Source organism: Stenotrophomonas sp. GQ19, from assembly GCF_059758695.1.
In genome coordinates this window covers 24,565-50,828 of record NZ_JCAXES010000011.1, presented here as the reverse complement: position 1 = coordinate 50,828, position 26,264 = coordinate 24,565, and the positions used below count along the sequence as shown (strand labels likewise).

Here is a 26,264-nt window from a genome sequence, read left to right as displayed (position 1 = left end):
CTCAGTACAACGAGCCGGCGTTGACCACGGGCTGGGTGCCGCGGTCCGAGCACAGCACCACCAGCAGGTTGCTGACCATGTGCGCCTTGCGCTCTTCATCCAGCTGCACCACGCCGTTCTTCTGCAGCTCGGCCAGCGCCATTTCCACCATGCCCACTGCGCCGGCGACGATCCGCGTGCGCGCGGCGATCACCGCGTTGGCCTGCTGGCGCTGCAACATCGCCTGCGCGATTTCCGGTGCGTAGGCCAGGTGGCTGATGCGCGCATCGATGACCTGCACACCGGCATCGGCCAGGCGCTCGGCCAGTTCGTCCTTGAGGTGCTGGGAGATCTCGGCGGCGTGGCTGCGCAGCGACAGCTGGCCTTCCTCGTGCTGGTCATAGGGATAGCTGGTGGCCATCGCCCGCAGCGCCGATTCGGACTGGATGTGCACGAAGCTCTCGTAGTCATCCACGTTGTAGACCGCCTCGGAGGCGTCCACTACCTGCCAGACGATCACCGCGGCGATTTCGATCGGGCTGCCGTCCAGTTCGTTGACCTTGAGCTTGCCGCTTTCGAAGTTGCGCACGCGCTGGCTGACCTTCTTCTTGCTGAAGAACGGGTTGTTCCAGCGCAGGCCGTTGTCCTTGACCGTGCCCACGTACTTGCCGAACAGGCTCAGCACCACCGCCTGGTTGGGCTGCACCGTGTACAGGCCGGTCAGGCTGAGCATGGCCACGATCGCCAGCGCGACGCCGCCCAACATCAGGCCGGGCGACACCGGAAGCGTGCGCGCGCCTGCGATGAACAGCCACGCGGACAGCCCCAGCAGGACCAGTACCCCGAGCAGGAACGGCAGGCCGGACAGGGAACGGGTGGGCATCTCTTTCATGGCGGGGCGTCCTTGGGTGGTTGACTGAAACGATATCAAATTGATATCAGGTTGCAAGTGCCCGGTTTCGCCCGCGAGGAAGCCTTAAAATGCGCTCCCACCCTGTTGCCCGGAATACCGCCATGTCCACGCTCGGCACGCCGTTGTCTCCCTCCGCCACCCGCGTCCTGCTGCTGGGCTCCGGTGAACTGGGCAAGGAGGTCGCCATCGAGCTGCAGCGCCTGGGCGTGGAGGTGATTGCCGCCGACCGCTATGCCGATGCGCCGGCCATGCAGGTGGCGCACCGCTCGCACGTGATCGACATGCTGGACGCGATGGCGCTGCGCGCGCTGATCGCCCTGGAGCAGCCCCACCTGGTGGTGCCGGAGATCGAAGCCATCCACACCGAAACCCTGGTCCAGCTGGAGCAGGAAAGTGGCCTGCGGGTGATTCCGACCGCGCGCGCCGCCCGCCTCACGATGGACCGCGAAGGCATCCGCCGGCTGGCCGCTGAAACCCTGGGCCTGCCCACCTCGCCGTATCGGTTCGTGGATACCGAAGCGGAGTACCGCGCCGCGGTGGCCGCGATCGGCCTGCCGTGCGTGGTCAAGCCGGTGATGTCGTCCTCGGGCAAGGGCCAGAGCACGCTGCGCAGCGAGGCCGACATCGCCCCGGCCTGGGAGTACGCGCAGACCGGCGGCCGTGCCGGTGCCGGGCGCTGCATCGTGGAAGGCTTCATCGACTTCGAGTACGAAATCACCCTGCTGACCGTGCGGCATGCGGGCGGGACGTCGTTCTGCGCACCGATCGGGCACTGGCAGAAGGACGGCGACTACCGCGAAAGCTGGCAGCCGCAGCCGATGTCGCCGCGTGCGCTGGCGCGTGCCGAGGAAATCTCGCAGGCGATCACCGACGACCTCGGTGGCTGGGGCCTGTTCGGCGTGGAGCTGTTCGTGAAGGGCGACGAGGTGTGGTTCAGCGAAGTGTCGCCGCGCCCGCATGACACCGGGCTGGTGACGCTGGCATCGCAGGAGCTGAGCGAATTTGCCCTGCATGCACGCGCGATCCTGGGCCTGCCGATCCCGCTGATCCGCCAGAACGGTCCGTCGGCCTCGTGCGCGATGCTGGCCCACGGCGAAGGCGTGCCGTTCTTCAGCAACGTGGCCGAAGCGCTGGTGCAGCCGGATTCGGCGCTGCGCCTGTTCGGCAAGCCGAGCGTGCATGGGCACCGCCGCGTGGGCGTGACCCTGGCGCGTGGCGAAGACATCGATACCGCGCGGAAGATCGCGCGTGAGGCGGCCGAAGCGATCGGGATCGAATTGCGGTGATGGACCGGGGCGACGATCAACCGTCGCCGTCCACCAACCCCGGCGCGACGACCAACGGTCGTCGCCTACCGCGGGGGATTGATTACCGGTAGGTACCGACCGTTGGTCGGTACGCTTTCGTGGGTCGGTACGCTGCGATCAACGCACGTCCACCCACACCAGATGGTGGTCGCTGCCATCGGCGATCTTCGCTTCCGGGGTTTCGTTGGCCGGCCAGAAAACGCCGCTGCCGATGTAGTTGAAGCCGACCGAGGGCAGGACGTAGTCCAGCCGCATCGTGCCCGACTTCGGGCCGAAATCACCGGTGGCATGGAACGGCGCGCCCTTGCGGACGATGCCCTTCTCCGCATACGCCAGGCTGGTCTGCTCGGCGCCGACGCTGCGCGGGGTGGGGTAGCGCAGGACGCGGGGGTTTTCGATCAGTTCGACGATCGCGTCGTGGCGGCCATCGCCATCGACCGGGTCGTTGTTGAGGTCGCCGAGGATCACGAAGCGCGCGTCCTGCGGGAGGCCGCCGCAGTGGCCACGGTCATCGCACAGCCACGAGGTGTCGCGGTCCTTGAGGTAGTCCTGCCACAGCCGTAGTTCGTCGTGGTTGCGCGCCGCGTTGCGCTTCTCCGGGCCGTCGAACACCGGCGGGGTGGGGTGGGACACCAGCGCATGCACCACGCCGTTGGGCGTGGTCACCGGGACGTCCCAATGCGACTTGGACGACAGCCGCAGCTGCGACCAGACATGGTCGTTGTAGAAGGATTTGCCGGTGCGCGGGTCGATCGGGCGCAGCGCGCCGGGCATCGTGCTCCACTTCAGCAGCTGGAAGCTGCGCACCTTGGCCTCGTCGATCGGGTAGCGCGACAGCACCAGCATGCCGTACTGGCCCGGGTGCAGTCCGTAGCCCCAGGCGTCGTTGCCACGGGCGCGGCCATCGCCGCCGATCTGGCCGTTGTTGTCCAGGTCCAGCCCGCTCTGCACGCCGGTGTTGACCGGCGCCAAGTAGCGGTAGGCGTAGTGCAGCGGCTTGCCGCCGCCGGGCTGGGCGGTTTCCAGGTAGCGCTGCTGGAACAGGTCGGCGGCGCGGTGCGCGTCGTCGTAGTCGAACTCGTTGAGCAGCACCAGGTCCGGGCGGACCTGCTGCAGCACCGCGGCGATCTTGCGGGCGTGCTCGCTGTCGCCTTCCAGCTCGGCGATCAGCCCGCCGGTCTCGTCGCTGTACAGCGAGGTGTTGTAGGTGGCAATCCGCAGCGGTTCGGTGGCGGCTTCCTGCATGGCGGTCTTGGCGGGTGTCTGGGCGCAGGCGCTGCACAGCAGGGCCAGGGCAAGGATCAGGGGATGGGCTTTCATGCGCCTATTCTGCACCGGCGCGCATTGCATTGCTGGGTCAGTCAGCGCCCTTCCCGGGCGTCGTCGAATTCGTGCCAGCGGCGCCCGTCGTAGGCTTCCAGCGGACGGAAGCGGCGCTTGTAATCCATCTTGCGGTGGTCGCGGATCCAGTAGCCCAGGTACAGGTGGGGCAGCTGCTCGCGACGGGCCCAGGCAATCTGTTGCAGGATCGCGAACGTGCCCAAGCTGCGGTGCGCATGCTCGGGGTCGAAGAAGGTGTACACCGCCGACAGCCCCTGCGGGGTGACATCGGTGACCGCCACGCCCAGCAGATCGCCGCGCCTGCCGGGCTGGCCGGGCGCGCGCAGTTCCATGAAGCGGCCCTGTGCCCATTGCCCGATCAGGAACTGGTCGAACTCGTGCGGGCCGTGCCCGTCCATGCCGCCCTGCGCGTGGCGGTGGGTGAGGTAGCGGTGGTAGAGCGCGAACTGCTCTTCGGTCTGCTCGGCCGCCACGATCCGCACCTCCAGGTCCGCGTTGCGGGCCAGGCAGCGGCGCTGGCTGCGGTCCGGGGCGAAGCGGGCCACCGGAATGCGCACCGACACGCAGGCGTGGCAGTTGGCGCAGTGCGGCCGGTACACCAGGTCGCCGGAGCGCCGGAAACCCCAGCTCAGCGCCATCGGGTACAGCGTGCCCAGTCGCGCATCGTGCGGGTCCAGCACTAGGTCGCGCGCGGCCCGTTCCGGCCAGTATCCACAGGGGTGGTCACCGGTCTGGAACAGTCGCAGCTCGTCGTCGCGGTCGCCATGCATTGCCATGCCCACAGCATAGCGCCGGGGCGTCGCAGGCGGCGCGACTGTCCGCCAGATGAACATGACCGGCACGGCTGTCAACGGCGCCGGCGGCCACGCGTTGTTGTAGGCGTGGGTGCCGATGCACCGCACGCCGATTTCCCCTACCGGAGTGACCCATGCGCAATCGCAAACCCCTTCTGCTGCTGGCCCTGCTGCTGTCCACCGGCGCCGCCGGCCTGGCCATGGCTGCTGATGTTCCGCCCCCGGCCGGTGCGCCGCCGCGCGCCAAGCTGGACACCAATGGCGATGGCGTCATCGACCGTGCCGAAGCCGCCAAGGCGCCGCGTCTGGCCGCGCAGTTCGACACGCTGGACAAGAACAAGGACGGCAAGCTCTCGCGCGACGAACTGCCGCGTTGGCACGGCAAGCGGCATGGCCGCGGCCCGGGTGGCCGTGGCGAGATGATGGCCAAGCTGGACACCAACAAGGACGGCCGCATCAGCCGCGAGGAAGCCAAGGCCGATCCGCGCCTGGTCGCGCGCTTCGATCAGATGGACGTCAACAAGGACGGCTACCTGGACAAGGCCGACCGCGAGCTGGGCCGGAAGCAGCACCGCGATGCGTGGTTCGCTGCCGCCGACACCAACAAGGACGGGCAGCTGAGCAAGGCCGAGTTCGACGCGGCCAAGGGCCCGATGGGTGGCCCGCGTGGCGGCCACCGCGATGGCAAGCCGCCGATGCCGCCGAAGGCGCCGGCGGCCAAGTAAGCCCCCGCCGTACTACGCACGGGCGCCGGTCATCGACCGGCGCCCGTTTTTCGTTCAGAGCCGCCCGGTGCGCACCAGGCTGTACAGCACCAGTGCGGCCACGCCCAGGGTGACCAGCACGATCGCCCAGCGGCCATACATCAGCTGATAGGCCCAGCTTGGCCCGTTGCGGCCGTGGCGCGCCGCATCGCGCGCCAGCATGGGCGCCATCACCTTCTGCAGCGGGTACAGGCACTGGTAGTTGACCGCGGCCATGCCAAGCGCCATCGCCGACAACAGCATCCAGACCGGCGCTTCCAGCACGCTCAGCATCAACACCGACAGGCACATCACCATCGCGGTGACGCTGCTGAGCACCACGAACCGGCGGATCTGTTCGCGTTCGCCGGACGATTCGGCATACGACAGCAGGTAGCGCCCGCCGAGATAGCTGCCCAGCATGCCGCCGACCAGGCCGCCGATGGCCGCCCCCAGGCTCAGCATCTCGCCCGGTGCCGCATTCTGGCTGAACGCCGCGCTGAGCGAGCCCAGGGCCGTGCCGCCGGAGACCGTGGCCCCGCCCAGGCCGAGCTTGCCGGTGCCCAGCCCGGTGCCGAGCAGGATCGCGGCACTGGCGGTGCCGGGCGCGGCGATCATCAGCGCCGAGGCCAGGGTGGTGGCGAACGCGGCGCTGGGAGCGCTGCTGCGCGCGAAATCGCCGAAACGGCGCAGCATCTCTTCGCGCACGCTGGCACGGGCGCGCGACAGGCGCTTGCGCACGGCGGCATCGCTGAGCCCCAGCAGGTCGGCCACCTGCTGCGAACGCTGGCCCTCGCGGTAGTACAGCAGCAGGGTTTCGCGGGCGTCTTCGGGCAGCGCCGAAATGATCTCTTCGGCCGCCAGTTCCTCTTCCACCCGCTGCAGACGCTCCGGTGCGGTCGGGCCGGGGTCGGCGGCCATGCTGATCGCGATCTCGGCCGCTTCGCCGGACAGCGGGCGGCCGCGGTTGGCGCGCAGCCAGTCGCGGGCCAGGTTGCGGGTGATCTGGCGCAGCCACGGCAGGAAACTGGACGGATTGCTCAGCTGGTTGAGCTGCTGCCAGGCCTTGATGAAGGCCTCCTGCGCGATGTCCTCGCTGGCCTGCACGTCGCGGGTGATCGCCAGGGCGATCGCGGTGACGGTGTTCTGGCAGGCCAGCACGATGCGCCCGTACGACTGGGTGCAGCCGGAGGCGGCCGCGGGCAGTTCGCGTTCCAGGGTGGCGGTCAGCAGGGGCGTCATGGCGGAATTTCCGGAGGTGATCCGAGTATGACGATGGCCGCGAAAGAATGTGACGGGGTAGGGCCGGTTGCCTGTGACCGGTAGTGCCGGCCGCTGGCCGGCTCTGCATGGGGCCGGCCGTACGGGCAGCCGGGCAGAGCCCGGCTCTACGGGGATCGGGCTGTGCGGGAAGCCGGGCAGAGCCCGGCTCTACGTGGGCGGCCGGGCAGCGCCCGGCATTGCCGGTTACTTCGCCGGTTGGATCCGTACCCGCACTTCCTCTTCTTCCGGGGGCGCGGGCTGGGCCGGGGCTGCGGCCGGGGCCTGCTGTACGGCGGGGGTCGGGGCCACCGGTGGGGCGTTGCGGTGGCGCATCACCACCACCATCGCCACGGCGGCAATCACCAGCAGCAGGCCGATGCGGATGCGCCAGGCCCAGTTGCGGCGCGGGGCTACCTCGCCCACCTGGTCGCGGAAGGCGAACTCGGCGGTGGGGTGGTCGCGCCGCGTGGTTTCCAGCAGGCGCGCGTCGCGCAGGATCTCGCGCGCACGCGGCTGGTCATTGGCATGCACCACCCACAGCGTGGGATGGGTGGTGGCCTTGCTGGTATCCAGATAGCTGAACTGGCTGCCGCGCTTGCTGTGGTACGAACGGCCGTTGGTGATGCGCACCTCGATGCCGGCATCGCGCAGCAGCTGGGCCACGCCTTCCACGGTTTCCACGCGCTGGCTGTTGAAAATCTGTCTCATGTCAGTCCTTGGCCGGAACGGCGGCCGCCGCGGCGCTGTCGGGTACCACGCGGATCAGGCCTTCCTGCGCGGTGCTTGCGACCAGCAGACCATCGCGGGTGAAGAACTGGCCACGGGCCAGTCCGCGTGAATCCTGCGCGCTGGGGCTGTCCAGCGAGTACAGCAGCCAGTCGTCGGCGCGGAACGGGCGGTGGAACCAGATCGCGTGGTCCAGCGAGGCCATCTGTACGTGCGGCTGGTAGTAGCTGATGCCGTGCGGGAAGGTCGCCGTGCCCAGCAGGTGGAAGTCCGAGGCATAGGCCAGCAGCGCCTGGTGCAGCTCCGGCGCATCGCCCACTTTTTCATTCAGGCGCAGCCAGACCTGGTGGTAGGGCGGGCGCTTGGGCGGGTTGAGTTCGTCGCGCGGGTACACGTGGCGGAACTCGAACGGGCCGCCGCGCGACAGCCAGCGCTGCACCTTGATCGGCAGGCGTTCGAGCACCTCCGGCGGCAGCGGGCGGTTGGGTTCGATGTCTTCCGGCTGCGGCACTTCGGGCATCTTGTGCTGGTGCTCAGCGCCCTGTTCGGCCTGCTGGAAGGAGGCCGCGCAGAAGAAGATCACCTTGCCGTGCTGGATCGCGGTGACCCGGCGCACCGAAAAACTGCCGCCGTCGCGGGTGCGGTCCACGTCATAGACGATGGGGTGGTCGATGTTGCCCGCGCGCAGGAAGTAGGCATGCAGCGAATGCACGTGGCGACCGTTGTCCACGGTGGCCTGCGCGGCCGACAGCGCCTGGCCCAGCACCTGGCCGCCAAACACGTACTTGGTCCCGATGTCGCGGCTCTGGCCGCGGAACAGGTTGTCTTCCAGGCGCTCGAGCGTGAGCAGGTCGATCAGCTCGGAGACGACGGGTTCGTGCGTGTCGGACAAGGGAAGCAACCTGGGGTGGGCGAACGCAAATTATAGGGTAGTGCCGGCCGCTGGCCGCATGACGGCAACGCATTCGCGCTGCCGCCCCCACGGTTCGCCTTGCAAACCGCGGGCCCCTCTCATTGCCCTCCAAACCCCCGCCGCTTCGCGGCCGCCCCCTGACTCAGGGGGGGCACTCCAGCCATATCATGCAGTGCCGGACCGGGAGGTGCCTGGTTGCCGGCCAGCGGCCGGCACTACCGGCGTTTGCCGGGCTTCAGGCCTTGCCGAGTCTGGCCGCCAGCTGCTGCAGTGCCTGCTGGGCGTCCGGGGCGTACCAGGCCTCGACGAAGCGGTCGAGCTGGATCAGGTCGGCGTGCAGGGCTTCGTGCAGGTCGGCGCGGGCGATGGCGCGGGTCAGCAGCATCGGCTGGCGGGGCAGCTTGAGCAGGCGCTGCAGCCACGCCACCGCGCGCGGCACCACCTGGGCGGCGTCGGCCAGTTCGTCCACCAGCCCGATTTCCAGCGCACGCTCAGCCGGCACCATCTCCCCGCCCACCAGCAGCTGGGTGGCGCGGTGATGGCCGACCACGCGGCGCATCAGGCGCTGAATGCCTTCGGGGGCCACCAGCCCCACCTGGACCTCGTTCAGGCCGATTACGGTTGGCTGGGCCGGGTCCGGGCTGCGCGCCAGGATCCTGTAATCGCAGCACAGCGCCAGCACGCAGCCGCCGGCCGGCGCATGCCCGGTCAGCGCGGCCACCACCGGTACCCGGCATTCGGCCAGGGTGCGCACTGCGCCGAAGAAGGCCTGCCAGCTGTCGAGCAGCTTGTACCTGTCCTCGCCATGGCCGAGCAGGTGCGGCACGTCCATGCCGGCGCTGAAGATGCGCGCGCTGCCCGACAGCACGATGCCGTGCGCGTCATCGGCCATGGCCTGGTTGATCGCGTGGATCAGGTGGCGGCACAACTCGGTGTCCAGCGCGTTGACCGGCGGCCGCGCCAGCCGCAGTTCGCGGATGGGGCCATGGTTGATCACCTCGATGAGCGTCGTCATGCTGCAGTCTCGTTGCGGACAGGGAACGAAGCCGATGATAACCAAACCATTCGTGTGCGTATTGTTGGGACTGTGTGCGATCGCAGCATCGGCGCCGACAGTGGCCGCAGAACCTTCCTGTGTGTCACTGCGCGACGGCTGGCTGCGGTTGCCGCCGGCCGCGATGCCGATGGCCGCCGGTTACGGGCGGATCCGCAACGACTGCCGCGAGGCGGTCGTGGTGATCGCTGCCGGCAGCAAGGCGTTCGGCGATGTGTCCCTGCACGAAACCACGCTGGTCGACGGGGTCAGCCGGATGCGCGCGGTGGACCGATTGCCGATCGCGGCCGGTGCGACCGTCGAGCTGAAGCCGGGGAGCTTGCACCTGATGCTCATGCAGCCGGAGGTGCCGCTGAAGGAGGGGGCACAGCTGCCGCTGCGGCTGAGCCTGGAAGACGGGCGCAAGGTGGATGGACAGCTGCAGGTGCGCGGCGCGCGTTGAGCGCGTGTTGGCCGGCAGGCGCGCGCTCAGCTCCAGTCGTAGGAGAACAACACGGTGCGACTGTCCGGTTCGTACAGCATCACGATGGCATCGGCACCCGCGGCGCACCAGTTGTAACCGGCCACCTCGGCGACCGCGAAGAACGGTTTGCCATCACGGGTGATGCGCACGTTCTCGGCATCGTCAGGTCGGTCGCGGTCATACATCGCCGGATCCAGTGCGATCTCGAATGCCGGCGGGATCTCGGCGGTTTCGGTCCAGTTGCCGCCGGAAATCTGCCCGCCGAGCCTGTCCAGATACGCCTGTTCGCCCGGCTCGCCATCGCCATAGCGCATGTAGCTGGCCAGGGAGCCGTGGGTCTGGAAATAGGCGTGTGCCTTGGCATGACTGTCGCGCATCTCGGCGATGTGCTCGACCGCGTCGCTGTCCTGCTCCTGGTCGCCGACGAAGTAGCCCGCGTTGCCAAGGAAGCGCATGCGGTTGTCGGTGGTCAGTTCGAATGCGATCCAGTTGGTGCCGGTGAACGCGTTGTGGTGCTCTTCGGTGTCTTCGCCGATGCAGCCTTCATACGGCTCTATCGGGCACAGCATCGTGGCCACGGTGCCGGCCAGTTCCGGACGCAGGATGCCCAGGTCGATGCCGATCAGCGGCAGCAGGTGTTGGGCCAGCCACGGTTGTTCCTGGGAAAAAACGTCGGCGGGGAACGGCGTCATTCCGGGAAGAAGTGTGCGGATGTCGGTCTGGTGGAACATGGCATTCCTTTGAATGAATGGCGGTAGTGCCGGCCGCTGGCCGGCATCCATGCACATCCTTCCGGCGTCATGGGGGTGCCGGCCAGCGGCCGGCACTACCCTCAGGTGGACGCGGTGCGGATCGCGTCGGGCAGCGGCGCGCTCTTGCCGGTCTGCGTGTCCATCCACACCACCACCACGTTGCCGTCCGAGTACAGCCTGGCGTCGTCGTTCTGGTCCACGATGCGATGGCCGATCGTCACGCTGCTGTTGCCCAGCCGCTCCACGAACAGTTCCACCACGATGTCATTGGGCCACACGATCGGCAGGCGGTAGTTGACGTTGGTGGCCGCCACTACCGGGGCGATGCGGTCGGTCATCGACACCCCGTCCACGCCCAGCATCCAGCGCACGCGCGCCTCTTCCAGGTAGGAGATGTACTTGGCGTTGTTGACGTGGCCCATGCTGTCCATGTCGCGCCAGCGCACGCTGATCGGTACGCGGGCCAGGATCTTGTGTTCGCTGCTCATCAGGCGTCCTTCTTCTTGCTGGCGGTGCTGGTCTTGCTGGCCTTGCCGGTGCTCTTTGCCGCGGCCGCCTTCTTGGCCGGCTTCTCCGGCTTGACCTTGCGGGGCGGGCGCGCATCGGGCTTGTTGGCCATCGCGGCGGGCTGCTGCGGGCGGGCGCTGATCGAGGGCAGCATCTTGGCCAGGAACTGGCCGGTGTACGAGGTCGGGCAGGCCGCCACGTCTTCCGGCGTACCGGTGACCAGGATGGTGCCACCGCGGTGGCCGCCTTCCGGACCCAGATCGACGATCCAGTCGGCGGTCTTGATCACGTCCAGGTTGTGCTCGATCACCACCACCGTGTTGCCTTCGTCGCGCAGCTTGTGCAGCACGCCGAGCAGCGCTTCGATGTCGTGGAAATGCAGGCCGGTGGTCGGCTCATCCAGGATGTACAGCGTGCGGCCGGTATCGCGCCGCGACAGTTCCTTGGACAGCTTCACGCGCTGGGCTTCACCACCGGACAGCGTGGTCGCGCTCTGGCCCAGCTTGATGTAGCTCAGGCCCACGTCGACCAGCGTTTCCAGCTTGCGCGCGATGCTCGGCACCGGCTCGAACAGCTTCAGCGCATCTTCGACGGTCATCTGCAGCACGTCGTTGATGTTGAAGCCCTTGTACAGGATCTCCAGCGTTTCGCGGTTGTAGCGCTTGCCATGGCACACGTCGCAGGGCACGTACACGTCCGGCAGGAAGTGCATTTCCACCTTGATCAGGCCATCGCCCTGGCACGCTTCGCAGCGGCCACCGCGCACGTTGAAGCTGAAGCGCCCCGGCGAATAGCCGCGCGCACGCGCTTCGGGCACCTGTGCGTACAGCTCGCGCAGCGGCGTGAACAGACCGGTGTAGGTGGCCGGGTTCGAGCGCGGGGTGCGGCCGATCGGCGACTGGTCGATGTCCACCACCTTGTCGAACAGGTCCAGCCCGTCCACTTCCTTGTACGGCGCGATCGGGTGCGAGGCGCCGTTGATCTCGTTGGCGGCCAGCGAGAACAGGGTGTCGTTGATCAGGGTCGACTTGCCCGAGCCGGACACGCCGGTGATGCAGGTCAGCAGGCCCGACGGAATGTCCAGGTCCACGCCCTTGAGGTTGTTGCCGCTGGCACCGCGCAGGTGCAGCGTCATCTTCGGGTTCGGCTTGTGCCGGCGCGCCGGAATCTCGATGGCACGCTTGCCCGACAGGTACTGACCGGTCAGCGAACGCGGCGCATCCAGGATGTCCTGCAGGGTGCCCTGGCCGACGATCTCGCCGCCATGCACGCCCGCGCCCGGACCGATGTCCAGCACGTAATCAGCCAGCCGGATCGCGTCTTCGTCGTGCTCGACCACGATCACCGTGTTGCCCAGGTCGCGCAGGCGGGTGAGGGTGCCGAGCAGGCGTTCGTTGTCGCGCTGGTGCAGGCCGATGGACGGCTCATCGAGCACGTACATCACCCCGACCAGGCCGGCGCCGATCTGGCTGGCCAGGCGGATGCGCTGGGCTTCGCCACCGGACAGGGTGTCGGCCTTGCGCTCCAGGGTGAGGTAATCCAGGCCCACATCGACCAGGAATCCGAGGCGCTCGCCGATCTCCTTGACGATCTTGCCGGCAATCTCGCCGCGCCAGCCGGGCAGGGTCATGCCGCTGAAGAACTTCAGCGCTTCATCAATCGGCAGCACCACCAGTTCCGGCAGTGCACGGTCGGCCACGAACACGTTGCGCGCGGCCTTGTTCAAGCGCTGGCCCTGGCACTCGGGGCAGTTGCGCTCGCTGATGTACTTGGCCAGTTCTTCGCGCACCGCCGCCGATTCGGTTTCCTTGTAGCGGCGTTCCAGGTTCGGAATGATGCCCTCGAAGCGGTGCTTGCGCTGGGTGCGGCCACCGGCTTCAGTGAAGTAGGTGAAGGTGATGGTCTCTTCGCCGCTGCCGTACAGCACCGCCTGGCGCACGTCCTCGGGCAGGGTCTGCCAGGCCGCATCGACGTCGAACTTGTAGTGCTTGGCCAGCGAAGCGATCAGCTGGAAGTAGTACGCGTTGCGGCGGTCCCAGCCGCGCACGGCACCGGCCGACAGCGACAGCTCCGGGTGTACCACCACGCGCGAGGGGTCGAAGAACTCGGCCATGCCCAGCCCGTCGCAGCCCGGGCAGGCGCCGACCGGCGAGTTGAACGAGAACAGGCGCGGTTCAAGCTCCGGCAGCGAGTAGTCGCAGACCGGGCAGCTGTACTTGGACGAGAACAGGTGGGCCGGCGCGTCTTCGACGTCCAGCGACTGCACCGAGACCATGCCGTCGCCCAGCTTCAGCGCGGTTTCAAAGCTCTCGGCCAGGCGCTGCTTGATGTCTTCGCGCGGGCGGAAGCGGTCGATCACCGCCTCGATGGTGTGCTTCTGGCGTAGTGCCAGCGGCGGCACCGCGTCGATTTCATGCAGGATGCCGTCCACGCGCACGCGCACGAAGCCCTGCGCGCGCAGCTGGTCGAACACCTGGGCGTGCTCGCCCTTGCGCTCGCGGATCACCGGGGCCAGCAGCATGTAGCGCTGCTCGGCATCCAGGCTGAGCACGTGGTCGACCATCTGGCTGACCGTCTGCGCCTCCAGCGGGTAGCCGTGGTCGGGGCAGCGCGGGCTGCCGACGCGGGCGTACAGCAGGCGCAGGTAGTCGTAGATCTCGGTGATGGTGCCCACGGTGGAACGCGGGTTGTGCGAGGTCGACTTCTGCTCGATCGAGATCGCCGGGGACAGGCCCTCGATGTGGTCCAGGTCCGGCTTTTCCATCACGCTGAGGAACTGGCGGGCATAGGCCGACAGCGATTCCACGTAGCGGCGCTGGCCTTCCGCGTAGATGGTGTCGAACGCCAACGAGGACTTGCCCGAGCCGGACAGGCCGGTGATGACAATCAGCTTGTCGCGCGGCAGGTCGAGATCGATGTTCTTGAGATTGTGCGTCCGCGCGCCGCGGATGCGGATGAAATCCATCGCCATGGGGGATCCGTTGTGGGGCTCTGGCCCGGAGGGCCGGCAAGCGGGTGGGGCAAGCGGAGACGGCAATCGGTCAGCCTACCGAGCTTGGGATTTGGGGGCAATCGCGCACATTGCCAGCCCCGGGTCTCACCGCCTGAGACCTGCCGGGGCGTTACCTGAACAGGATTCAGCCCCAGACAGGGCAAGGCGGGGGGTGACTTGACCCGACCCACTACCAGTCATTAAAATCCCGCTTCTGTCTGCCCTCGATGGCAGCAGTCCATAGACCACAATAACTACAGAGGAAGTCTGGTCATGTACGCAGTACTGGTAACCGGCGGTAAGCAATACCGCGTGGCGCAGGGCGAAACGCTCCGCGTCGAAAAACTCGAAGTCGAAGTCGGCAACGAGATCACGTTCGACACCATCCTGATGCTGGGTGACAGCGATGGCATCAAGCTGGGCGACGCTCTGAGCGGCGCTTCGGTCACTGCCAAGGTCGTGTCCCAGGGTCGTGCTGACAAGGTCCGGATCATCAAGTTCCGTCGCCGTAAGCACCACATGAAGCGCCAGGGTCACCGTCAGTACTACACCGAAATCGAGATCACCGGCATTGCCGGTGGCAGCAAGTAATAAGGAGAACCAGTCATGGCACATAAAAAAGGCGTAGGCTCTTCGCGCAACGGTCGCGACTCCAACCCGAAGTACCTCGGCGTCAAGATCTTCGGTGGCCAGGCCATCGATGCCGGCAACATCATCGTGCGTCAGCGCGGCACCCAGTTCCACCCGGGTAGCGGCGTTGGCCTCGGCCGTGACCACACCCTGTTCGCGCTCGTCGACGGCAAGGTGGAGTTCTCGGTCAAGGGCCCGAAGAAGCGTCGTACCGTCAGCGTCGTCGCCGAAGCCTGATCTTCGCGATACGCAGGCGCCCACGCCTAGCGCGTGGGGCCGCTGACGAAAGCCCCGCTTCGGCGGGGTTTTTGTTTTTTGTTTTTGTTCGAACATGGGCGGGGATCCTTCCCGCCACCGTCCACGGATCGTACCGGGGACGTTAGACTCTGCGGTCGGGTGCATCCGCTGCCCGCCGCCTCCAGTTGGCATCCAGAATCATGAAACTTGTAGACGAAGCAGAAATCCAGGTCACCGCCGGCAATGGCGGCAACGGCTGCGTCGGTTTCCGTCGCGAGAAGTTCATTCCGCTGGGCGGCCCGGACGGTGGCGATGGTGGCAATGGCGGCAACGTCTGGATCCGCGCCGACGCCAACCTGAACACCCTGGTCGACTTCCGCCACGAGCGCATCTTCAAGGCGCAGCGCGGTGAGAACGGCATGGGCCGCCAGGCCTACGGCAAGGGCGGCGAAGACCTGGTCATCACCGTGCCGGTTGGCACCGTGGTCATGAACGTGGCCACCGATGAAATCATCGGCGACCTGACCCAGCACGACGACCGCCTGCTGGTAGCCAAGGGCGGCCGCGGCGGCCTGGGCAACATGCATTTCAAGAGCTCCACCAACCGTTCGCCGCGCCAGGCGCTGCCGGGCGAAGAGGGTGAAGAGCGCCTGCTCAAGCTGGAGCTGAAGCTGCTGGCCGACGTGGGCCTGCTGGGCTTCCCCAATGCCGGCAAGAGCACCCTGATCCGCGCGGTGTCTGCCGCCACCCCGAAGGTGGCCGATTACCCGTTCACCACGCTGTACCCGAACCTGGGTGTGGTGCGCGTTGAGAATTACCGCAGCTTCGTCATCGCCGACATTCCCGGCCTGATCGAAGGTGCCGCCGACGGTGCCGGCCTGGGCGCGCAGTTCCTGCGCCACCTGCAGCGCACCCGCCTGCTGCTGCACCTGGTGGACATCTCCCCGATGGAAGGTGGCGTGGAAGGTGTCTCGCCGATCGAGCAGGTCCGTGCGATCGAGCGCGAGCTGGAAAAGCACGATCCGGAGCTGCTGGACAAGCCGCGTTGGCTGGTGCTGAACAAGGCCGACCTGATGTTCGAGGACGAGGCCAAGGCCGCCGCCGAGAAGATCGTCGCCGAGCTGGGCTGGACCCAGCCGTGGTACCTGGTCTCGGCGCTGGGCCGTGAAGGCACCTGGCCGATCATGACCAACATCATGGCCTTCTTCGATCGCCAGAAGGAAGACGAGGCGCAAGCGCGCGATGCGTACTGAGCGCCTCCGCGCGCCCCTGAACAACCCGGCTGCGGCCGGGTTTTTCTGTGGTGCGCCCGCACCGCGTGTGCAGGGCCTCGTCTTGCGGACGCTGCGTTTGAATGGCCTCGTAGAGCCGGGCTCTGCCCGGCTGGCGTCCGACGTTCACGATATTGCCGCGCAGGGCAGCCGGGCAGAGCCCGGCTCTACGGTTCTGCGGGCAACAAAAAACCCGGCCGGGGCCGGGTCTTTTTCTGCGGTTGGGTCGAAGCCACGCGGGGCGTGGCTCTACGACACCCGCAGCGCCGTATCAGGCGGCCTTGATGGCCTTGATGCGCGCGGTCAGGCGGCTCTTGTGGCGAGCAGCCTTGTTCTTGTGGATCAGACCACGCGAGCTGAAACGGTCGAGGATCGGCTGGGCAACAGCAAAGGCTGCCTCGGCGCCGGCGGCGTCATTGGCATCCAGAGCCTTGATCACCTTCTTGACAGCGGTGCGCAGCATCGAACGCTGAGCCGTATTGCGCGCGTTGCGCACGACGGTCTGCTTGGCGCGCTTCTTGGCGGACTTGATATTGGCCACAGTGGTGGTTTCCTGAAAAATCGGTGTAATGGGAACAGCAAGCTGGAAAGTATGATGGCTCGAAAAATGTACGTCAAGTCAATTGTCAAGAGGGAACACGGGTGAGTTCACCAAGGATGTTGCGGGGTCTGCTGTCTTTCAGCAGCATGACCATGATTTCGCGGGTGTTGGGGCTGGTTCGCGACCAGGTCATCACCACCACGTTCGGCACCAATGCGGTGACCGATGCCTTCTGGGTGGCCTTCCGGGTGCCCAACTTCCTGCGCCGGCTGTTCGCGGAGGGCTCCTTCGCCACCGCCTTCGTGCCGGTGTTCACGGAAGTGAAGGAAACCCGCCCCCATGCCGAGCTGCGCGAGTTGATGTCGCGGGTGGCCGGCACCCTGGGCGGCGTGTTGATGCTGGTCACCGCGCTGGCGCTGATCTTCGCGCCGCAGCTGGCGACCCTGTTCTCCAGCGGGGTGGACACCGACCCGGCCAAGCACGGCCTGCTGGTCGACCTGTTCCGGCTGACCTTCCCGTTCCTGCTGTTCGTGTCGTTGACCGCGCTGGCGGGCGGCGCCCTGAACAGCTTCCAGCGCTTTGCGATGCCGGCGCTGACCCCGGTCATCCTCAACCTGTGCATGATCGCCGGCGCGGTGTGGCTGGCCCCGCGGCTGGGCGGCACCCCGGAGAAGCAGATCCTGGCCCTGGGCTGGGCGGTGCTGGCAGCGGGCCTGCTGCAGCTGCTGTTCCAGCTGCCCTCGCTGAAGGGCATCAACCTGCTGACCCTGCCGCGCTGGGGCTGGCGGCATCCGGGCGTGCGCAAGGTGCTCACCCTGATGGTGCCGACCCTGTTCGGCTCCTCGGTGGCCCAGATCAATCTGCTGCTGGATACGGTGATCGCGGCCAAGCTGACCGACGGCTCGCAGTCCTGGCTGTCGCTGGCCGACCGCTTCCTGGAGCTGCCGCTCGGTGTGTTCGGCGTCGCGCTGGGCACGGTGATCCTGCCGGCGCTGGCCCGCCATCACGTCAGCACCGACAAGGCCGGCTTCTCCAGCGCGCTGGACTGGGGCCTGCGCACGACCCTGCTGATCTCGGTGCCGGCCATGCTGGGCCTGGTGCTGCTGGCCGAGCCGCTGATCGCCACGCTGTTCCAGTACAAGGAATTCACCGCCTTCGACACCCGCATGACCGCGCTGTCGGTGTACGGCCTGAGCTTCGGGCTGCCGGCGTTCGCGCTGCTCAAGGTGGTACTGCCGGCGTTCTACGCGCGCCAGGACACCCGCACCCCGGTCCGGGCCGGTATCGCCGCGCTGGTGGCCAACATGGTCTTCAACTTCATCCTGCTGGCCGTGCTGTACCAGGTGATGGTGCCGGATGAACTGAAATCGCAGGGCGTGTGGGTCGCGCTGGGCAAGCAGCCGGGCCTGCATCTGGCGCTGGGCATCGCCAGCGCGCTGTCCAGTTACCTGAACCTTGGCCTGCTCTGGTACTGGCTCGGCAAGACCGATGTGTACCAGCGCAAGCCGGGCTGGGGCGGCTATGTGACCCGTTTGGCCCTGGCCTGCGTGGCCATGGTGGCGGTGCTGCTGGGCCTGCTGCACGGGATGTCCGGCTTCACCGAGATGGACAAGTGGCACCGGATGGGCAACCTCGCGCTGCTGGTCGGCGGCGGCGGCCTGACCTACCTGGTGGCCCTGGTGGCGATGGGGTTCCGCCCGCGGCACCTGCGCGAGCATTGATCCGTGGACACCCCGGCTATACTTCATGGCTATCCCTTGCACTCTATCGGCCCTGGTGGGCCGGATTCCCAGTTGATGAGCAGGTTGTTCAGAAGCATTGAAGGCGGGCAGTTGTTCCCGCACGGAAGCGTGGTCTGCATCGGCGCATTCGACGGCCTGCACCTCGGCCATCGTGCGTTGGTGCGGCATGCGGTGGCGCGTGCGCGCGCGTTGGGCGTGGCCGCCGTGGCGGTGGCGTTCGAACCGTTGCCGCGCGAGTACTTCGCCCAGGGCGAGCCGCCGCCGCGGCTGACCCTGGCCCGCGACAAAGTGGCCATGCTCAACGAACTGGGTGTGGATGCGGTGGGCCTGCTGCGCTTCGATGCGCGCATGGCCGCCATGCAGCCCGAAGACTTCGTCCAGCAGCTGCTGGTGCAGCGCCTGAGTGCGCGTGAAGTCTGGATCGGCCCGGAGTTCTGCTTCGGCAACCGCCGTCGCGGCGACCTGGCGCTGCTGCAGGCCATGGGCGCGGAGCAGGGCTTTACGGCGGGCGAAATCGACCCGGTGGACCTGCACGGCGAGCGCATTTCCAGCACCCGCATCCGCCAGCTGCTGCGCGAAGGCAACTTCACCCACGCCAACGATCTGCTGGGCCGCCCGTACTCGATCGGCGGCCGGGTGGTGCGTGGGCGCCAGCTGGGCCGTACGCTGGGCTTCCCGACGGCGAACCTGCGCTTCCCCAAGACCCCGGCGTTGTCGGGCATCTACGCTACGTGGGTGCACGGCGTGTTCGACCAGCCGTGGCCGTCGGTGTCCAGCTTCGGCACCCGTCCCACCGTGGACGGCGTGGAGCCGCTGCTGGAAGCCCACCTGTTCGATTTCCAAGGCGACCTGTACGGTCGTCATATTGAAGTGGAATTCGTCGCCAAGCTGCGCGATGAAGAGAAGTTCCAAGATCTGGCTGCGTTGACCGACCAGATGCACCGTGACGCCGAACAGGCGCGTCACATCCTTTCCGAACACAGATTGCGAGCCACTGCGTGAGCCAGGACTACAAAGCCACCCTTCATCTGCCGGCAACCGAATTCCCGATGCGCGGCGACCTGCCCAAGCGCGAGCCGGGCATTCTGTCGCGCTGGGAAGACGAGGGCCTGTACGCCCGCCTGCGCGAGAACGCGCAGGGTCGCCCGCTGTTCGTGCTGCACGACGGCCCGCCCTACGCCAACGGCCAGATCCACCTGGGCCATGCGGTCAACAAGATCCTCAAGGACATCATCGTCAAGTCGCGCTACCTGGCCGGCTTCGATGCGCCCTACGTGCCGGGCTGGGATTGCCACGGCCTGCCGATCGAGATCGCGGTCGAGAAGAAGTGGGGCAAGGTCGGGGTCAAGCTGGATGCCGCGCAGTTCCGCCAGAAGTGCCGCGAGTTCGCCGAAGAGCAGATCGAGCTGCAGCGCCGCGACTTCAAGCGCCTGGGCGTGATCGGCGATTGGGACAACCCGTACAAGACGCTGAGCTTCGATTTCGAGGCCAACGAAATCCGCGCGCTGTCCAAGGTGTTCGCCAACGGCCACATCGTGCGCGGCGCCAAGCCGGTGCATTGGTGCTTCGACTGCGGCTCGGCCCTGGCGGAAGCGGAAATCGAATACCAGGACAAGACCTCGCCGGCAATCGACGTGGCCTACGCCGCGCGTGATGGCGCGCAGCTGGCCGCGCGCTTCGGCGCGACCGTGCCGGCCGATGTCGAGGTGGCCGTGCCGATCTGGACGACCACCCCGTGGACGCTGCCGGCCTCGCTGGCGGTGTCCCTCGGTGCGGAGATCGAGTACGTGCTGGCCGAAGGCCCGGCCCACAACGGCAAGCGCCGTTGGCTGGTGCTGGCGGCCGCGCTGGCCGAGCGTTCGCTGCAGCGCTACGGCGTCGATGGGCTGGTCGTGCACGGCCACGCCACCGGTGCGGCGCTGGAAAACCTGCTGCTGGCCCACCCGTTCTATCCCACCCGCGACATCCCGCTGCTCAACGGCGAGCACGTCTCGGCCGAAGACGGTACCGGTGCGGTGCACACCGCTCCGGGCCATGGCCAGGAAGACTTCGTGGTCAGCCAGCAGTACGGGCTGATGGAGCAGTACAACGCAGGCCAGATCAACCCGGTCGACGGCCGCGGCGTGTACCTGCCCTCGACCCCGCCGGCCGGCGATGTCGAGCTGGCCGGTGTGCACCTGTGGAAGGCGCAGCCGCTGATCGTGGACGTGCTGCGCGCCTCTGGTGCGCTGCTGGCCGACGTCGAGATCGTGCACAGCTACCCGCACTGCTGGCGTCACAAGACCCCGGTGGTGTTCCGCGCCACCCCGCAGTGGTTCATCTCGATGGACAAGGCCAACCTGCGCAGCGATGCGATGGCCGCCATCGACAACGTCGGCTGGTTCCCGAGCTGGGGCAAGGCGCGCATCGGCGGCATGGTCGAAGGGCGCCCGGACTGGTGCATCAGCCGCCAGCGCACCTGGGGCGTGCCGATCGCGATGTTCACCCACCGCGAAACCGGCGAGCCGCACCCGCGCACCGTTGAACTGATGCAGCAGGTGGCCGACCGCGTGGAGCAGGGCGGCATCGACGTCTGGTATTCGCTGGACAGCGCCGAGCTGCTCGGTGACGACGCCGCGCAGTACGAGAAGGTCACCGACATCCTGGATGTGTGGTTCGATTCCGGCGTCACCCACGAAGGCGTGCTGCTGGCACGTGGCTTCGGCAAGCCGGCCGACCTGTACCTGGAAGGGTCGGACCAGCACCGCGGCTGGTTCCAGTCCTCGCTGCTGACCGGCGTGGCCATCGACAAGCATGCCCCGTACAAGCAGTGCCTCACCCATGGCTTCACCGTGGATGAGAAGGGCCGCAAGATGTCCAAGTCGCTGGGCAACGGCATCGAGCCGCAGGACATCATGAAGACGCTGGGTGCGGACATCCTGCGCCTGTGGATCGCCTCGGCCGACTACAGCAATGAAATGTCGCTGTCGCAGGAGATCCTCAAGCGCAATGCCGACGCCTACCGGCGCCTGCGCAACACCGCGCGCTTCCTGCTGGGCAACCTGGACGGCTTCGATCCGGCCCGGCACCTGGTGGCGCCGGCCGACATGGTCGCGCTGGACCGCTGGATCGTGCATCGCGCCTTCGAGGTGCAGGAGAAGATCAAGGCCGCCTACACCAGCTACACCATGGCCGAGATCGTCCAGCTGCTGCTGAACTTCTGCAGCGTCGACCTGGGTTCGCTGTACCTGGACGTCACCAAGGACCGGCTGTACACCATGCCGGTGGACTCGCGCGGCCGCCGCTCGGCGCAGAGCGCGATGTACCACATCGCCGAAGCGTTCACCCGCTGGATCGCCCCGATCCTGAGCTTCACCGCCGACGAGCTGTGGGGCTACCTGCCGGGCGAACGCAAGGACAACGTGCTGTTTGCCACCTGGTACGAAGGTTTGGCGCCGCTGCCGGCCGACGCGCCGCTCACCGCCGCCGATTTCGACCAGCTGCTGGCCCTGCGCGAGCAGGTGTCCAAGGTGCTCGAGCCGATGCGTGCCAACGGTGCCATCGGTGCGGCGCTGGAAGCGGAGATCACCGTGGCCGCCGACGCGGACACCGCCGCCCGCTGGCAGCCGCTGGCTGACGAACTGCGCTTCCTGCTGATCAGTGGCGATGTGCAGGTGCGCCCGGCGACCACCGATGAGGTGTTTGTCAGTGCGCAGCCGACCGAAAAAACCAAGTGCGTGCGCTGTTGGCATTACCGTGCCGATGTAGGCACGGTGGCGGGCCATCCGGAACTGTGCGGTCGCTGCGTGACCAACATCGACGGTGCCGGCGAAGATCGGCGGTGGTTCTGATGAGCGCCGTCCGTCCGCGTCCCAATGCGTTGGTGTGGTTGCTGCTGTCGGTGGCGATCATCGGTCTGGACCAGTGGAGCAAGGCCTGGGTGCTGTCCAGCCTGCCCGAGTACCAGCCGGTGGTGGTCATCGAGGGCTTCTGGAACTGGTTCCGCACCTATAACACCGGTGCGGCGTTCAGCTTCCTGAGCGATGCCGGTGGCTGGCAGTTGTGGTTCTTCACCGCGCTGGCGGTGGGCATCAGCGGCCTGATGGCGTTCTGGCTGTCGCGCACCGCCCGCGCCCATTGGCGCAGTGCGGTGCCTTATGCGCTGGTCATCGGCGGGGCGATCGGCAACGTCATCGACCGGCTGATGCACGGCCACGTGGTGGACTTCATCCAGTGGCATATCGGCGACCATTACTGGCCCTCGTTCAACATCGCCGACGCGGCGATCGTGGTCGGGGCGGTCGGGATCGCTGTGTTTGGCCTGTTCGACGGCAAGTCCGAGAAAAAAGCGGGATAATTCCCTCCTGTTTCCTGCAATCAACCGGCCGCGTGCCGGCCGGAGTATCTGACCGATGGACGTGTTGCTCGCCAATCCGCGTGGTTTCTGTGCCGGTGTCGATCGTGCGATCGAGATCGTCAAGCGCGCGATCGAGACCCTTGGGGCGCCGATCTACGTGCGCCACGAGGTCGTGCACAACCGTTTCGTGGTGGATGACCTGAAGGCGCGCGGCGCGATCTTCGTCGAGGAGCTCGACGAAGTGCCCGACGACAACACGGTCATCTTCAGCGCCCACGGCGTCTCCCAGGCCGTGCGCCAGGAAGCCGAGCGCCGTGGCCTGAAGGTGTTCGATGCGACCTGCCCGCTGGTCACCAAGGTGCACCTGGAAGTGGCGCGGCATTGCCGCGCCGGCCGCGACGTGGTGCTGATCGGCCACGCCGGCCACCCGGAAGTGGAAGGCACCATGGGCCAGTGGAACCGCGAGCGCGGCACCGGCCGCATCTACCTGGTGGAAGACGTCGAAGACGTGGCCACGCTGGAAATCGAGCAGCCGGAAAACTTCGCCTATACCACCCAGACCACGCTGTCGGTGGACGACACGCGCGGCATCATCGAGGCCATGCGTGCGCGCTTCCCGGCGATGCAGGGGCCGAAGAACGACGACATCTGCTACGCCACCCAGAACCGCCAGGACGCCGTGCGCGACCTGGCCCAGCGCTGCGACCTGGTGCTGGTGGTGGGCTCGCCCAACAGCTCCAACTCCAACCGCCTCAGTGAACTGGCGCGCCGTGAAGGCGTGGAGTCGTACCTGATCGACGGCGCCCACGAGATCGACCCGGCGTGGGTGGTGGGCAAGAAGCACATCGGCCTGACCGCCGGCGCATCGGCACCGCAGGTGCTCGTGGACGGCGTGATCGCACGCTTGAAGGAGCTCGGTGCCACCGGCATCGGCGAACTCGACGGCGAACCGGAATCGATGGTGTTTGCGCTGCCCAAGGAACTGCGGCTGCGGTTGATCAGCTGACGCGGCGCAGCCAAGCATGGCGTGGCGCTACCCACGCGCGACGCCCGTGCTTTGCATAGTCTGGCCGCTGCCCCACGCATGACCTTTGGCCATGGGGCAGGGCAGTGACGAGGGCTAGGATCGGCTCTATCACCGCCGGAGCATTGCCGATGAACATGCGTACCACCGTCCTGTCCGTGCTGCTGGCACTCACCGCCACCGGCGTACAGGCGCAGACGCCGCCCCCGCAGGATGTTGCCTGGCCGGGTGTGCTCCGCATCGAGGTGGACGCGCGCGACATCGGCCGGCGCATCTTCAAGGTCAAGGCGACCATTCCGGCCAAGCCCGGCCCGCTCACCCTGCTGTATCCGCAGTGGCTGCCCGGTGCGCATTCGCCCAGTGGCCCGATCGACAAGGTGGCCGGGCTGGTGGTCACCGCCAACGGCAAGCCGCTGCAATGGACGCGCGATCAGTACGACGTGTACGCCTTCAAGGTGAATGTGCCCGACGGTGCCAGCGAAGTGGTGGCCGAGTTCAAGTTCCTGTCCTCGCAGGGCGGCAGCCAGGGCCGGGTGGTGATGACCCCGGAAATGCTCAACCTGCAGTGGAACGCCAACTCGCTGTATCCGGCCGGCGTGATCACCCGCAACCTGCAGGCGCAGGCCAGCGTGACCCTGCCCAAGGGCTGGAACTACGCCACTGCGCTGGAAACCGAGCGCCGCGACGGCGATACCGTGGTGTTCAAGCCGATCAGCTACGATCACCTGGTCGATTCGCCGCTGTTTGCCGGCCGCTACTACCAGCAGTTCGACCTGGATCCGGGTGCCAAGGTGCCGGTGCGCCTGAACGTGTTTGCCGACGATGCCAAATCGCTGGTCGCCAAGCCCGAACAGCTGCAGGCGCACCGCGCGCTGGTGCAGCAGATCTACAAGCTGTACGGCGCACGCCACTTTGATCATTACGACTTCCTGCTGGCGCTGACCAGCAAGCTTGGCGGCATCGGCCTGGAGCACCAGCGCTCCAGCGAGAACAGCGCCGAACCGGGCTATTTCACCGAGTGGGACAAGAACTGGCTGGGCCGCGACCTGCTGCCGCACGAGTTCAACCACTCCTGGAATGGCAAGTACCGGCGCGGTGCGGATCTGTCCACGCCCAACTTCAACGTGCCGATGGGCGACAGCCTGCTGTGGCTGTATGAAGGCCAGACCCAGTTCTGGGGCCAGGTGCTGGCCGCGCGCTCGGGGTTGTGGAGCGTGCAGCAGACCCGCGAAACCCTGGCCAACGTGGCGGCCACCTACGATCGCGGCCGACCGGGCCTGGCGTGGCGCGCGCTGCAGGACACCACCAACGATCCCACCATCGCCCAGCGTCGCGCGCTGGCCTTCCGCAATTACCAGCTGAGCGAGGACTACTACTCCGGTGGCCAGATGGTGTGGCTGGAAGTGGAAGGCAAGCTGCGCGCGCTGACCGGCAACAAGCGCAGCCTCGACGATTTCGCCAAGGCGTTCTTCGGCGTGAACGATGGCGACTGGAACGTCCATCCCTACACCTTCGATGACGTGGTGCGCACCTTGAACGGGATCGCGCCGTTTGACTGGGCCAGCTTCCTGCGCGAGCGCTTGGACGGGCATGGATCGCTGACCGGCGGGTTGGAGGCGGCCGGCTGGAAACTGGTCTACACCGATACCCCGAGCGATGCGGTCAAGGCGCAGGAAACCCGCGCCGCCGGTATAAACCTGACCTACTCGCTCGGCGTCAGCGTGGCCAACAGCGGGGCGCTGACCGACGTGCTGTGGGACAGCCCGGCGTTCAACGCCGGCCTGGCGCCGGGCATGACGGTGTTGGCCGTCAACGGGCGCGTGTTCAAGGGCGATGTACTGAAAGACGCAGTGACGGCCGCCAAGACCGACAAGGCGCCGATCACCCTGCTGGTGCGCAGTTTCGACCGCATCGACACGGTGAGCCTGGACTACCACGGTGGCCTGCTGTACCCGTCGCTGCAGCGCATCGCCGGCAAGCCTGATCGCCTGGCCGAGCTGTGGAGAGCCCGATGACCTCGCGCGGCCGCGATCTACTCATCGTGGCCGTGGCCATCGCGGCCATTGTCGGCGCGGGCCTGGACGGCGATGGACGTTGGGTGCACTGGTTGGCCAAACCACTGGCGACCTTGTTGATCGCTTCGATCGCATGGCAGGCCGGTGGGGTCGGCCGCGTGTCGGCCACCTCTATAACGTTGCCCCCATCCGGCTACCGCCGTGCTGTGCTGGCCGGTATGGGCCTTTCCTGCCTCGGCGACATCGCGCTGATGCTGCCGATGGACGCCTTCGTGCCGGGCCTGGTGGCGTTCCTGCTGGCGCATGTCTGCTACATCGTCGCGTTCCGCGCCGGCATCCACGCCGGGCGCGGACTGGGCGTGGCGGTCGTGCTGCTGGGCGCGTTCGCCGCGGGCAACCTGATCGCGTTGTGGCCGCACCTGCCGGCCGACATGCGCGTGCCGGTCCTGGCCTACGTGGTGGTGCTGGCGGTCATGGCGATCCTCGCGCTGGCCCGGCATTGGCGCGCGCCGGCACCGCACGGCATCGATCGGCGCAGCACGGCGTGGGCGGCGGGCGGCGCGGTGTTGTTCGTGGCCAGCGATTGCCTGCTGGCCTGGGACCGTTTCGGCGGTGGGTTGCCGATGGCCAGCCTGCTGGTGTTGAGTACGTATTACGCCGCGCAATACGGCATTGCGCGGTCGGTTCCGGGCGCACACGGCACGCGCGGAAGTTGATCGCC

At 67.3% G+C, this 26,264-nt stretch carries 24 protein-coding genes; 13 read left to right on the top strand and 11 right to left on the bottom strand.

All coding sequences use genetic code 11. The annotated features are described in order from the left end of the window. Position 1: 1 nt before the first annotated feature. Positions 2 to 871: an SPFH domain-containing protein gene (locus tag AC6CHL_RS17955; protein ID WP_448133232.1), complete on the bottom strand. Its 870-nt coding sequence runs from the start codon at positions 869 to 871 to the stop codon at positions 2 to 4. Between the two features lie 122 nt (positions 872 to 993). Between AC6CHL_RS17955 and purT the strand changes: the two genes are divergently transcribed. Continuing rightward, positions 994 to 2,178 (top strand): formate-dependent phosphoribosylglycinamide formyltransferase, encoded by a 1,185-nt coding sequence (purT, locus tag AC6CHL_RS17950; protein ID WP_038689714.1) that lies wholly within the window; start codon positions 994 to 996, stop codon positions 2,176 to 2,178. A gap of 138 nt (positions 2,179 to 2,316) precedes the next feature. Here purT and AC6CHL_RS17945 read toward each other — a convergent pair whose 3' ends face one another. Together AC6CHL_RS17945 and AC6CHL_RS17940 are read right to left on the bottom strand one after the other, a co-directional pair. After that, positions 2,317 to 3,519: an endonuclease/exonuclease/phosphatase family protein gene (locus AC6CHL_RS17945; RefSeq protein ID WP_498295612.1), complete on the bottom strand. Its 1,203-nt coding sequence runs from the start codon at positions 3,517 to 3,519 to the stop codon at positions 2,317 to 2,319. Positions 3,520 to 3,560: 41 nt separating this feature from the next. Continuing rightward, positions 3,561 to 4,316 (bottom strand): arginyltransferase, encoded by a 756-nt coding sequence (locus AC6CHL_RS17940; RefSeq protein ID WP_463600580.1) that lies wholly within the window; start codon positions 4,314 to 4,316, stop codon positions 3,561 to 3,563. A gap of 152 nt (positions 4,317 to 4,468) precedes the next feature. Between AC6CHL_RS17940 and AC6CHL_RS17935 the strand changes: the two genes are divergently transcribed. Beyond that, positions 4,469 to 5,059, top strand: a complete 591-nt coding sequence (locus tag AC6CHL_RS17935; RefSeq protein WP_498295610.1) for an EF-hand domain-containing protein — start codon at positions 4,469 to 4,471, stop codon at positions 5,057 to 5,059. A 54-nt stretch (positions 5,060 to 5,113) separates the two neighbouring features. On the opposite strand, the gene AC6CHL_RS17930 is transcribed toward AC6CHL_RS17935, so the two are convergent. From AC6CHL_RS17930 to AC6CHL_RS17915, 4 genes are all read right to left on the bottom strand, one after another. Further along, entirely contained in the window at positions 5,114 to 6,319 is a 1,206-nt protein-coding gene (locus AC6CHL_RS17930) for an RNA polymerase sigma factor (protein WP_038689706.1), read from the bottom strand. 225 nt (positions 6,320 to 6,544) lie between these two features. Then, the gene (locus AC6CHL_RS17925) at positions 6,545 to 7,048 is read right to left on the bottom strand and encodes a putative signal transducing protein (protein WP_463600582.1); all 504 of its coding nucleotides are present in this window, start codon (positions 7,046 to 7,048) and stop codon (positions 6,545 to 6,547) included. A 1-nt stretch (position 7,049) separates the two neighbouring features. Continuing rightward, on the bottom strand, positions 7,050 to 7,958 hold the full coding sequence (tesB, locus tag AC6CHL_RS17920) for an acyl-CoA thioesterase II (protein ID WP_038689702.1): 909 nt from the start codon (positions 7,956 to 7,958) through the stop codon (positions 7,050 to 7,052). Positions 7,959 to 8,214: 256 nt separating this feature from the next. Next, positions 8,215 to 8,994: an enoyl-CoA hydratase/isomerase family protein gene (locus AC6CHL_RS17915; protein ID WP_498295609.1), complete on the bottom strand. Its 780-nt coding sequence runs from the start codon at positions 8,992 to 8,994 to the stop codon at positions 8,215 to 8,217. A 34-nt stretch (positions 8,995 to 9,028) separates the two neighbouring features. Here AC6CHL_RS17915 and AC6CHL_RS17910 point away from each other — a divergent pair, with 34 nt between their 5' ends. Continuing rightward, the gene (locus AC6CHL_RS17910) at positions 9,029 to 9,475 is read left to right on the top strand and encodes a copper chaperone PCu(A)C (protein WP_498295727.1); all 447 of its coding nucleotides are present in this window, start codon (positions 9,029 to 9,031) and stop codon (positions 9,473 to 9,475) included. 26 nt (positions 9,476 to 9,501) lie between these two features. Here the strand turns inward: AC6CHL_RS17910 and AC6CHL_RS17905 are convergent, their stop codons facing one another. From AC6CHL_RS17905 to uvrA, 3 genes are all read right to left on the bottom strand, one after another. Then, positions 9,502 to 10,227: a hypothetical protein gene (locus AC6CHL_RS17905; RefSeq protein ID WP_038689696.1), complete on the bottom strand. Its 726-nt coding sequence runs from the start codon at positions 10,225 to 10,227 to the stop codon at positions 9,502 to 9,504. Between the two features lie 101 nt (positions 10,228 to 10,328). Continuing rightward, a complete protein-coding gene (locus AC6CHL_RS17900) occupies positions 10,329 to 10,736 on the bottom strand; it encodes an acyl-CoA thioesterase (protein ID WP_038689694.1) in 408 nt (135 codons plus the stop codon). After that, positions 10,736 to 13,726: an excinuclease ABC subunit UvrA gene (uvrA, locus tag AC6CHL_RS17895; protein ID WP_498295607.1), complete on the bottom strand. Its 2,991-nt coding sequence runs from the start codon at positions 13,724 to 13,726 to the stop codon at positions 10,736 to 10,738. The genes AC6CHL_RS17900 and uvrA overlap by 1 nt, the downstream gene beginning before the upstream one ends. A gap of 294 nt (positions 13,727 to 14,020) precedes the next feature. Between uvrA and rplU the strand changes: the two genes are divergently transcribed. The 3 genes from rplU (at position 14,021) to obgE (ending at position 15,867) form a co-directional block, all read left to right on the top strand. After that, complete coding sequence (gene rplU, locus AC6CHL_RS17890) at positions 14,021 to 14,338, top strand: 50S ribosomal protein L21 (RefSeq protein WP_038689690.1); 318 nt, start codon at positions 14,021 to 14,023, stop codon at positions 14,336 to 14,338. 15 nt (positions 14,339 to 14,353) lie between these two features. Then, a complete protein-coding gene (gene rpmA, locus AC6CHL_RS17885) occupies positions 14,354 to 14,614 on the top strand; it encodes a 50S ribosomal protein L27 (RefSeq protein ID WP_038689688.1) in 261 nt (86 codons plus the stop codon). A gap of 200 nt (positions 14,615 to 14,814) precedes the next feature. Next, positions 14,815 to 15,867, top strand: coding sequence for a GTPase ObgE (obgE, locus tag AC6CHL_RS17880; RefSeq protein WP_038689686.1), 1,053 nt, complete (start codon positions 14,815 to 14,817; stop codon positions 15,865 to 15,867). A gap of 289 nt (positions 15,868 to 16,156) precedes the next feature. Here the strand turns inward: obgE and rpsT are convergent, their stop codons facing one another. Next, a complete protein-coding gene (gene rpsT, locus AC6CHL_RS17875; RefSeq protein ID WP_019184515.1) occupies positions 16,157 to 16,426 on the bottom strand; it encodes a 30S ribosomal protein S20 in 270 nt (89 codons plus the stop codon). A 116-nt stretch (positions 16,427 to 16,542) separates the two neighbouring features. On the opposite strand from rpsT, the gene murJ reads away from it, so the two are divergent. The 7 genes from murJ to AC6CHL_RS17840 all read left to right on the top strand — a co-directional run bounded on the left by murJ (position 16,543) and on the right by AC6CHL_RS17840 (position 26,259). Next, complete coding sequence (gene murJ / locus AC6CHL_RS17870) at positions 16,543 to 18,147, top strand: murein biosynthesis integral membrane protein MurJ (protein WP_313244696.1); 1,605 nt, start codon at positions 16,543 to 16,545, stop codon at positions 18,145 to 18,147. 75 nt (positions 18,148 to 18,222) lie between these two features. Beyond that, positions 18,223 to 19,170, top strand: a complete 948-nt coding sequence (locus AC6CHL_RS17865) for a bifunctional riboflavin kinase/FAD synthetase (protein ID WP_038689681.1) — start codon at positions 18,223 to 18,225, stop codon at positions 19,168 to 19,170. Continuing rightward, positions 19,167 to 21,998: an isoleucine--tRNA ligase gene (gene ileS / locus AC6CHL_RS17860; RefSeq protein ID WP_498295603.1), complete on the top strand. Its 2,832-nt coding sequence runs from the start codon at positions 19,167 to 19,169 to the stop codon at positions 21,996 to 21,998. Before AC6CHL_RS17865 ends, ileS begins: the two co-directional genes overlap by 4 nt. Next, the gene (gene lspA, locus AC6CHL_RS17855; protein ID WP_128095195.1) at positions 21,998 to 22,504 is read left to right on the top strand and encodes a signal peptidase II; all 507 of its coding nucleotides are present in this window, start codon (positions 21,998 to 22,000) and stop codon (positions 22,502 to 22,504) included. The genes ileS and lspA overlap by 1 nt, the downstream gene beginning before the upstream one ends. A 55-nt stretch (positions 22,505 to 22,559) precedes the next feature. Beyond that, positions 22,560 to 23,510: a 4-hydroxy-3-methylbut-2-enyl diphosphate reductase gene (gene ispH / locus AC6CHL_RS17850; protein WP_038689676.1), complete on the top strand. Its 951-nt coding sequence runs from the start codon at positions 22,560 to 22,562 to the stop codon at positions 23,508 to 23,510. Positions 23,511 to 23,659: 149 nt separating this feature from the next. Then, complete coding sequence (locus AC6CHL_RS17845; RefSeq protein WP_498295601.1) at positions 23,660 to 25,543, top strand: M61 family metallopeptidase; 1,884 nt, start codon at positions 23,660 to 23,662, stop codon at positions 25,541 to 25,543. Next, a complete protein-coding gene (locus tag AC6CHL_RS17840) occupies positions 25,540 to 26,259 on the top strand; it encodes a lysoplasmalogenase (RefSeq protein WP_498295599.1) in 720 nt (239 codons plus the stop codon). Before AC6CHL_RS17845 ends, AC6CHL_RS17840 begins: the two co-directional genes overlap by 4 nt. The last annotated feature ends 5 nt before the right edge of the window (positions 26,260 to 26,264 follow it).

What these genes read in the sequence shown, in the direction of transcription:
- AC6CHL_RS17955 (WP_448133232.1), bottom strand. Translation starts at nt 871, where the DNA reads ATGAAAGAGATGCCCACCCGTTCCCTGTCCGGCCTGCCGTTCCTGCTC.
- purT (WP_038689714.1), top strand. Translation starts at nt 994, where the DNA reads ATGTCCACGCTCGGCACGCCGTTGTCTCCCTCCGCCACCCGCGTCCTG.
- AC6CHL_RS17945 (WP_498295612.1), bottom strand. Translation starts at nt 3,519, where the DNA reads ATGAAAGCCCATCCCCTGATCCTTGCCCTGGCCCTGCTGTGCAGCGCC.
- AC6CHL_RS17940 (WP_463600580.1), bottom strand. Translation starts at nt 4,316, where the DNA reads ATGGCAATGCATGGCGACCGCGACGACGAGCTGCGACTGTTCCAGACC.
- AC6CHL_RS17935 (WP_498295610.1), top strand. Translation starts at nt 4,469, where the DNA reads ATGCGCAATCGCAAACCCCTTCTGCTGCTGGCCCTGCTGCTGTCCACC.
- AC6CHL_RS17930 (WP_038689706.1), bottom strand. Translation starts at nt 6,319, where the DNA reads ATGACGCCCCTGCTGACCGCCACCCTGGAACGCGAACTGCCCGCGGCC.
- AC6CHL_RS17925 (WP_463600582.1), bottom strand. Translation starts at nt 7,048, where the DNA reads ATGAGACAGATTTTCAACAGCCAGCGCGTGGAAACCGTGGAAGGCGTG.
- AC6CHL_RS17915 (WP_498295609.1), bottom strand. Translation starts at nt 8,994, where the DNA reads ATGACGACGCTCATCGAGGTGATCAACCATGGCCCCATCCGCGAACTG.
- AC6CHL_RS17910 (WP_498295727.1), top strand. Translation starts at nt 9,029, where the DNA reads ATGATAACCAAACCATTCGTGTGCGTATTGTTGGGACTGTGTGCGATC.
- AC6CHL_RS17905 (WP_038689696.1), bottom strand. Translation starts at nt 10,227, where the DNA reads ATGTTCCACCAGACCGACATCCGCACACTTCTTCCCGGAATGACGCCG.
- AC6CHL_RS17900 (WP_038689694.1), bottom strand. Translation starts at nt 10,736, where the DNA reads ATGAGCAGCGAACACAAGATCCTGGCCCGCGTACCGATCAGCGTGCGC.
- uvrA (WP_498295607.1), bottom strand. Translation starts at nt 13,726, where the DNA reads ATGGCGATGGATTTCATCCGCATCCGCGGCGCGCGGACGCACAATCTC.
- rplU (WP_038689690.1), top strand. Translation starts at nt 14,021, where the DNA reads ATGTACGCAGTACTGGTAACCGGCGGTAAGCAATACCGCGTGGCGCAG.
- rpmA (WP_038689688.1), top strand. Translation starts at nt 14,354, where the DNA reads ATGGCACATAAAAAAGGCGTAGGCTCTTCGCGCAACGGTCGCGACTCC.
- obgE (WP_038689686.1), top strand. Translation starts at nt 14,815, where the DNA reads ATGAAACTTGTAGACGAAGCAGAAATCCAGGTCACCGCCGGCAATGGC.
- murJ (WP_313244696.1), top strand. Translation starts at nt 16,543, where the DNA reads ATGTTGCGGGGTCTGCTGTCTTTCAGCAGCATGACCATGATTTCGCGG.
- AC6CHL_RS17865 (WP_038689681.1), top strand. Translation starts at nt 18,223, where the DNA reads ATGAGCAGGTTGTTCAGAAGCATTGAAGGCGGGCAGTTGTTCCCGCAC.
- lspA (WP_128095195.1), top strand. Translation starts at nt 21,998, where the DNA reads ATGAGCGCCGTCCGTCCGCGTCCCAATGCGTTGGTGTGGTTGCTGCTG.
- ispH (WP_038689676.1), top strand. Translation starts at nt 22,560, where the DNA reads ATGGACGTGTTGCTCGCCAATCCGCGTGGTTTCTGTGCCGGTGTCGAT.
- AC6CHL_RS17845 (WP_498295601.1), top strand. Translation starts at nt 23,660, where the DNA reads ATGAACATGCGTACCACCGTCCTGTCCGTGCTGCTGGCACTCACCGCC.
- AC6CHL_RS17840 (WP_498295599.1), top strand. Translation starts at nt 25,540, where the DNA reads ATGACCTCGCGCGGCCGCGATCTACTCATCGTGGCCGTGGCCATCGCG.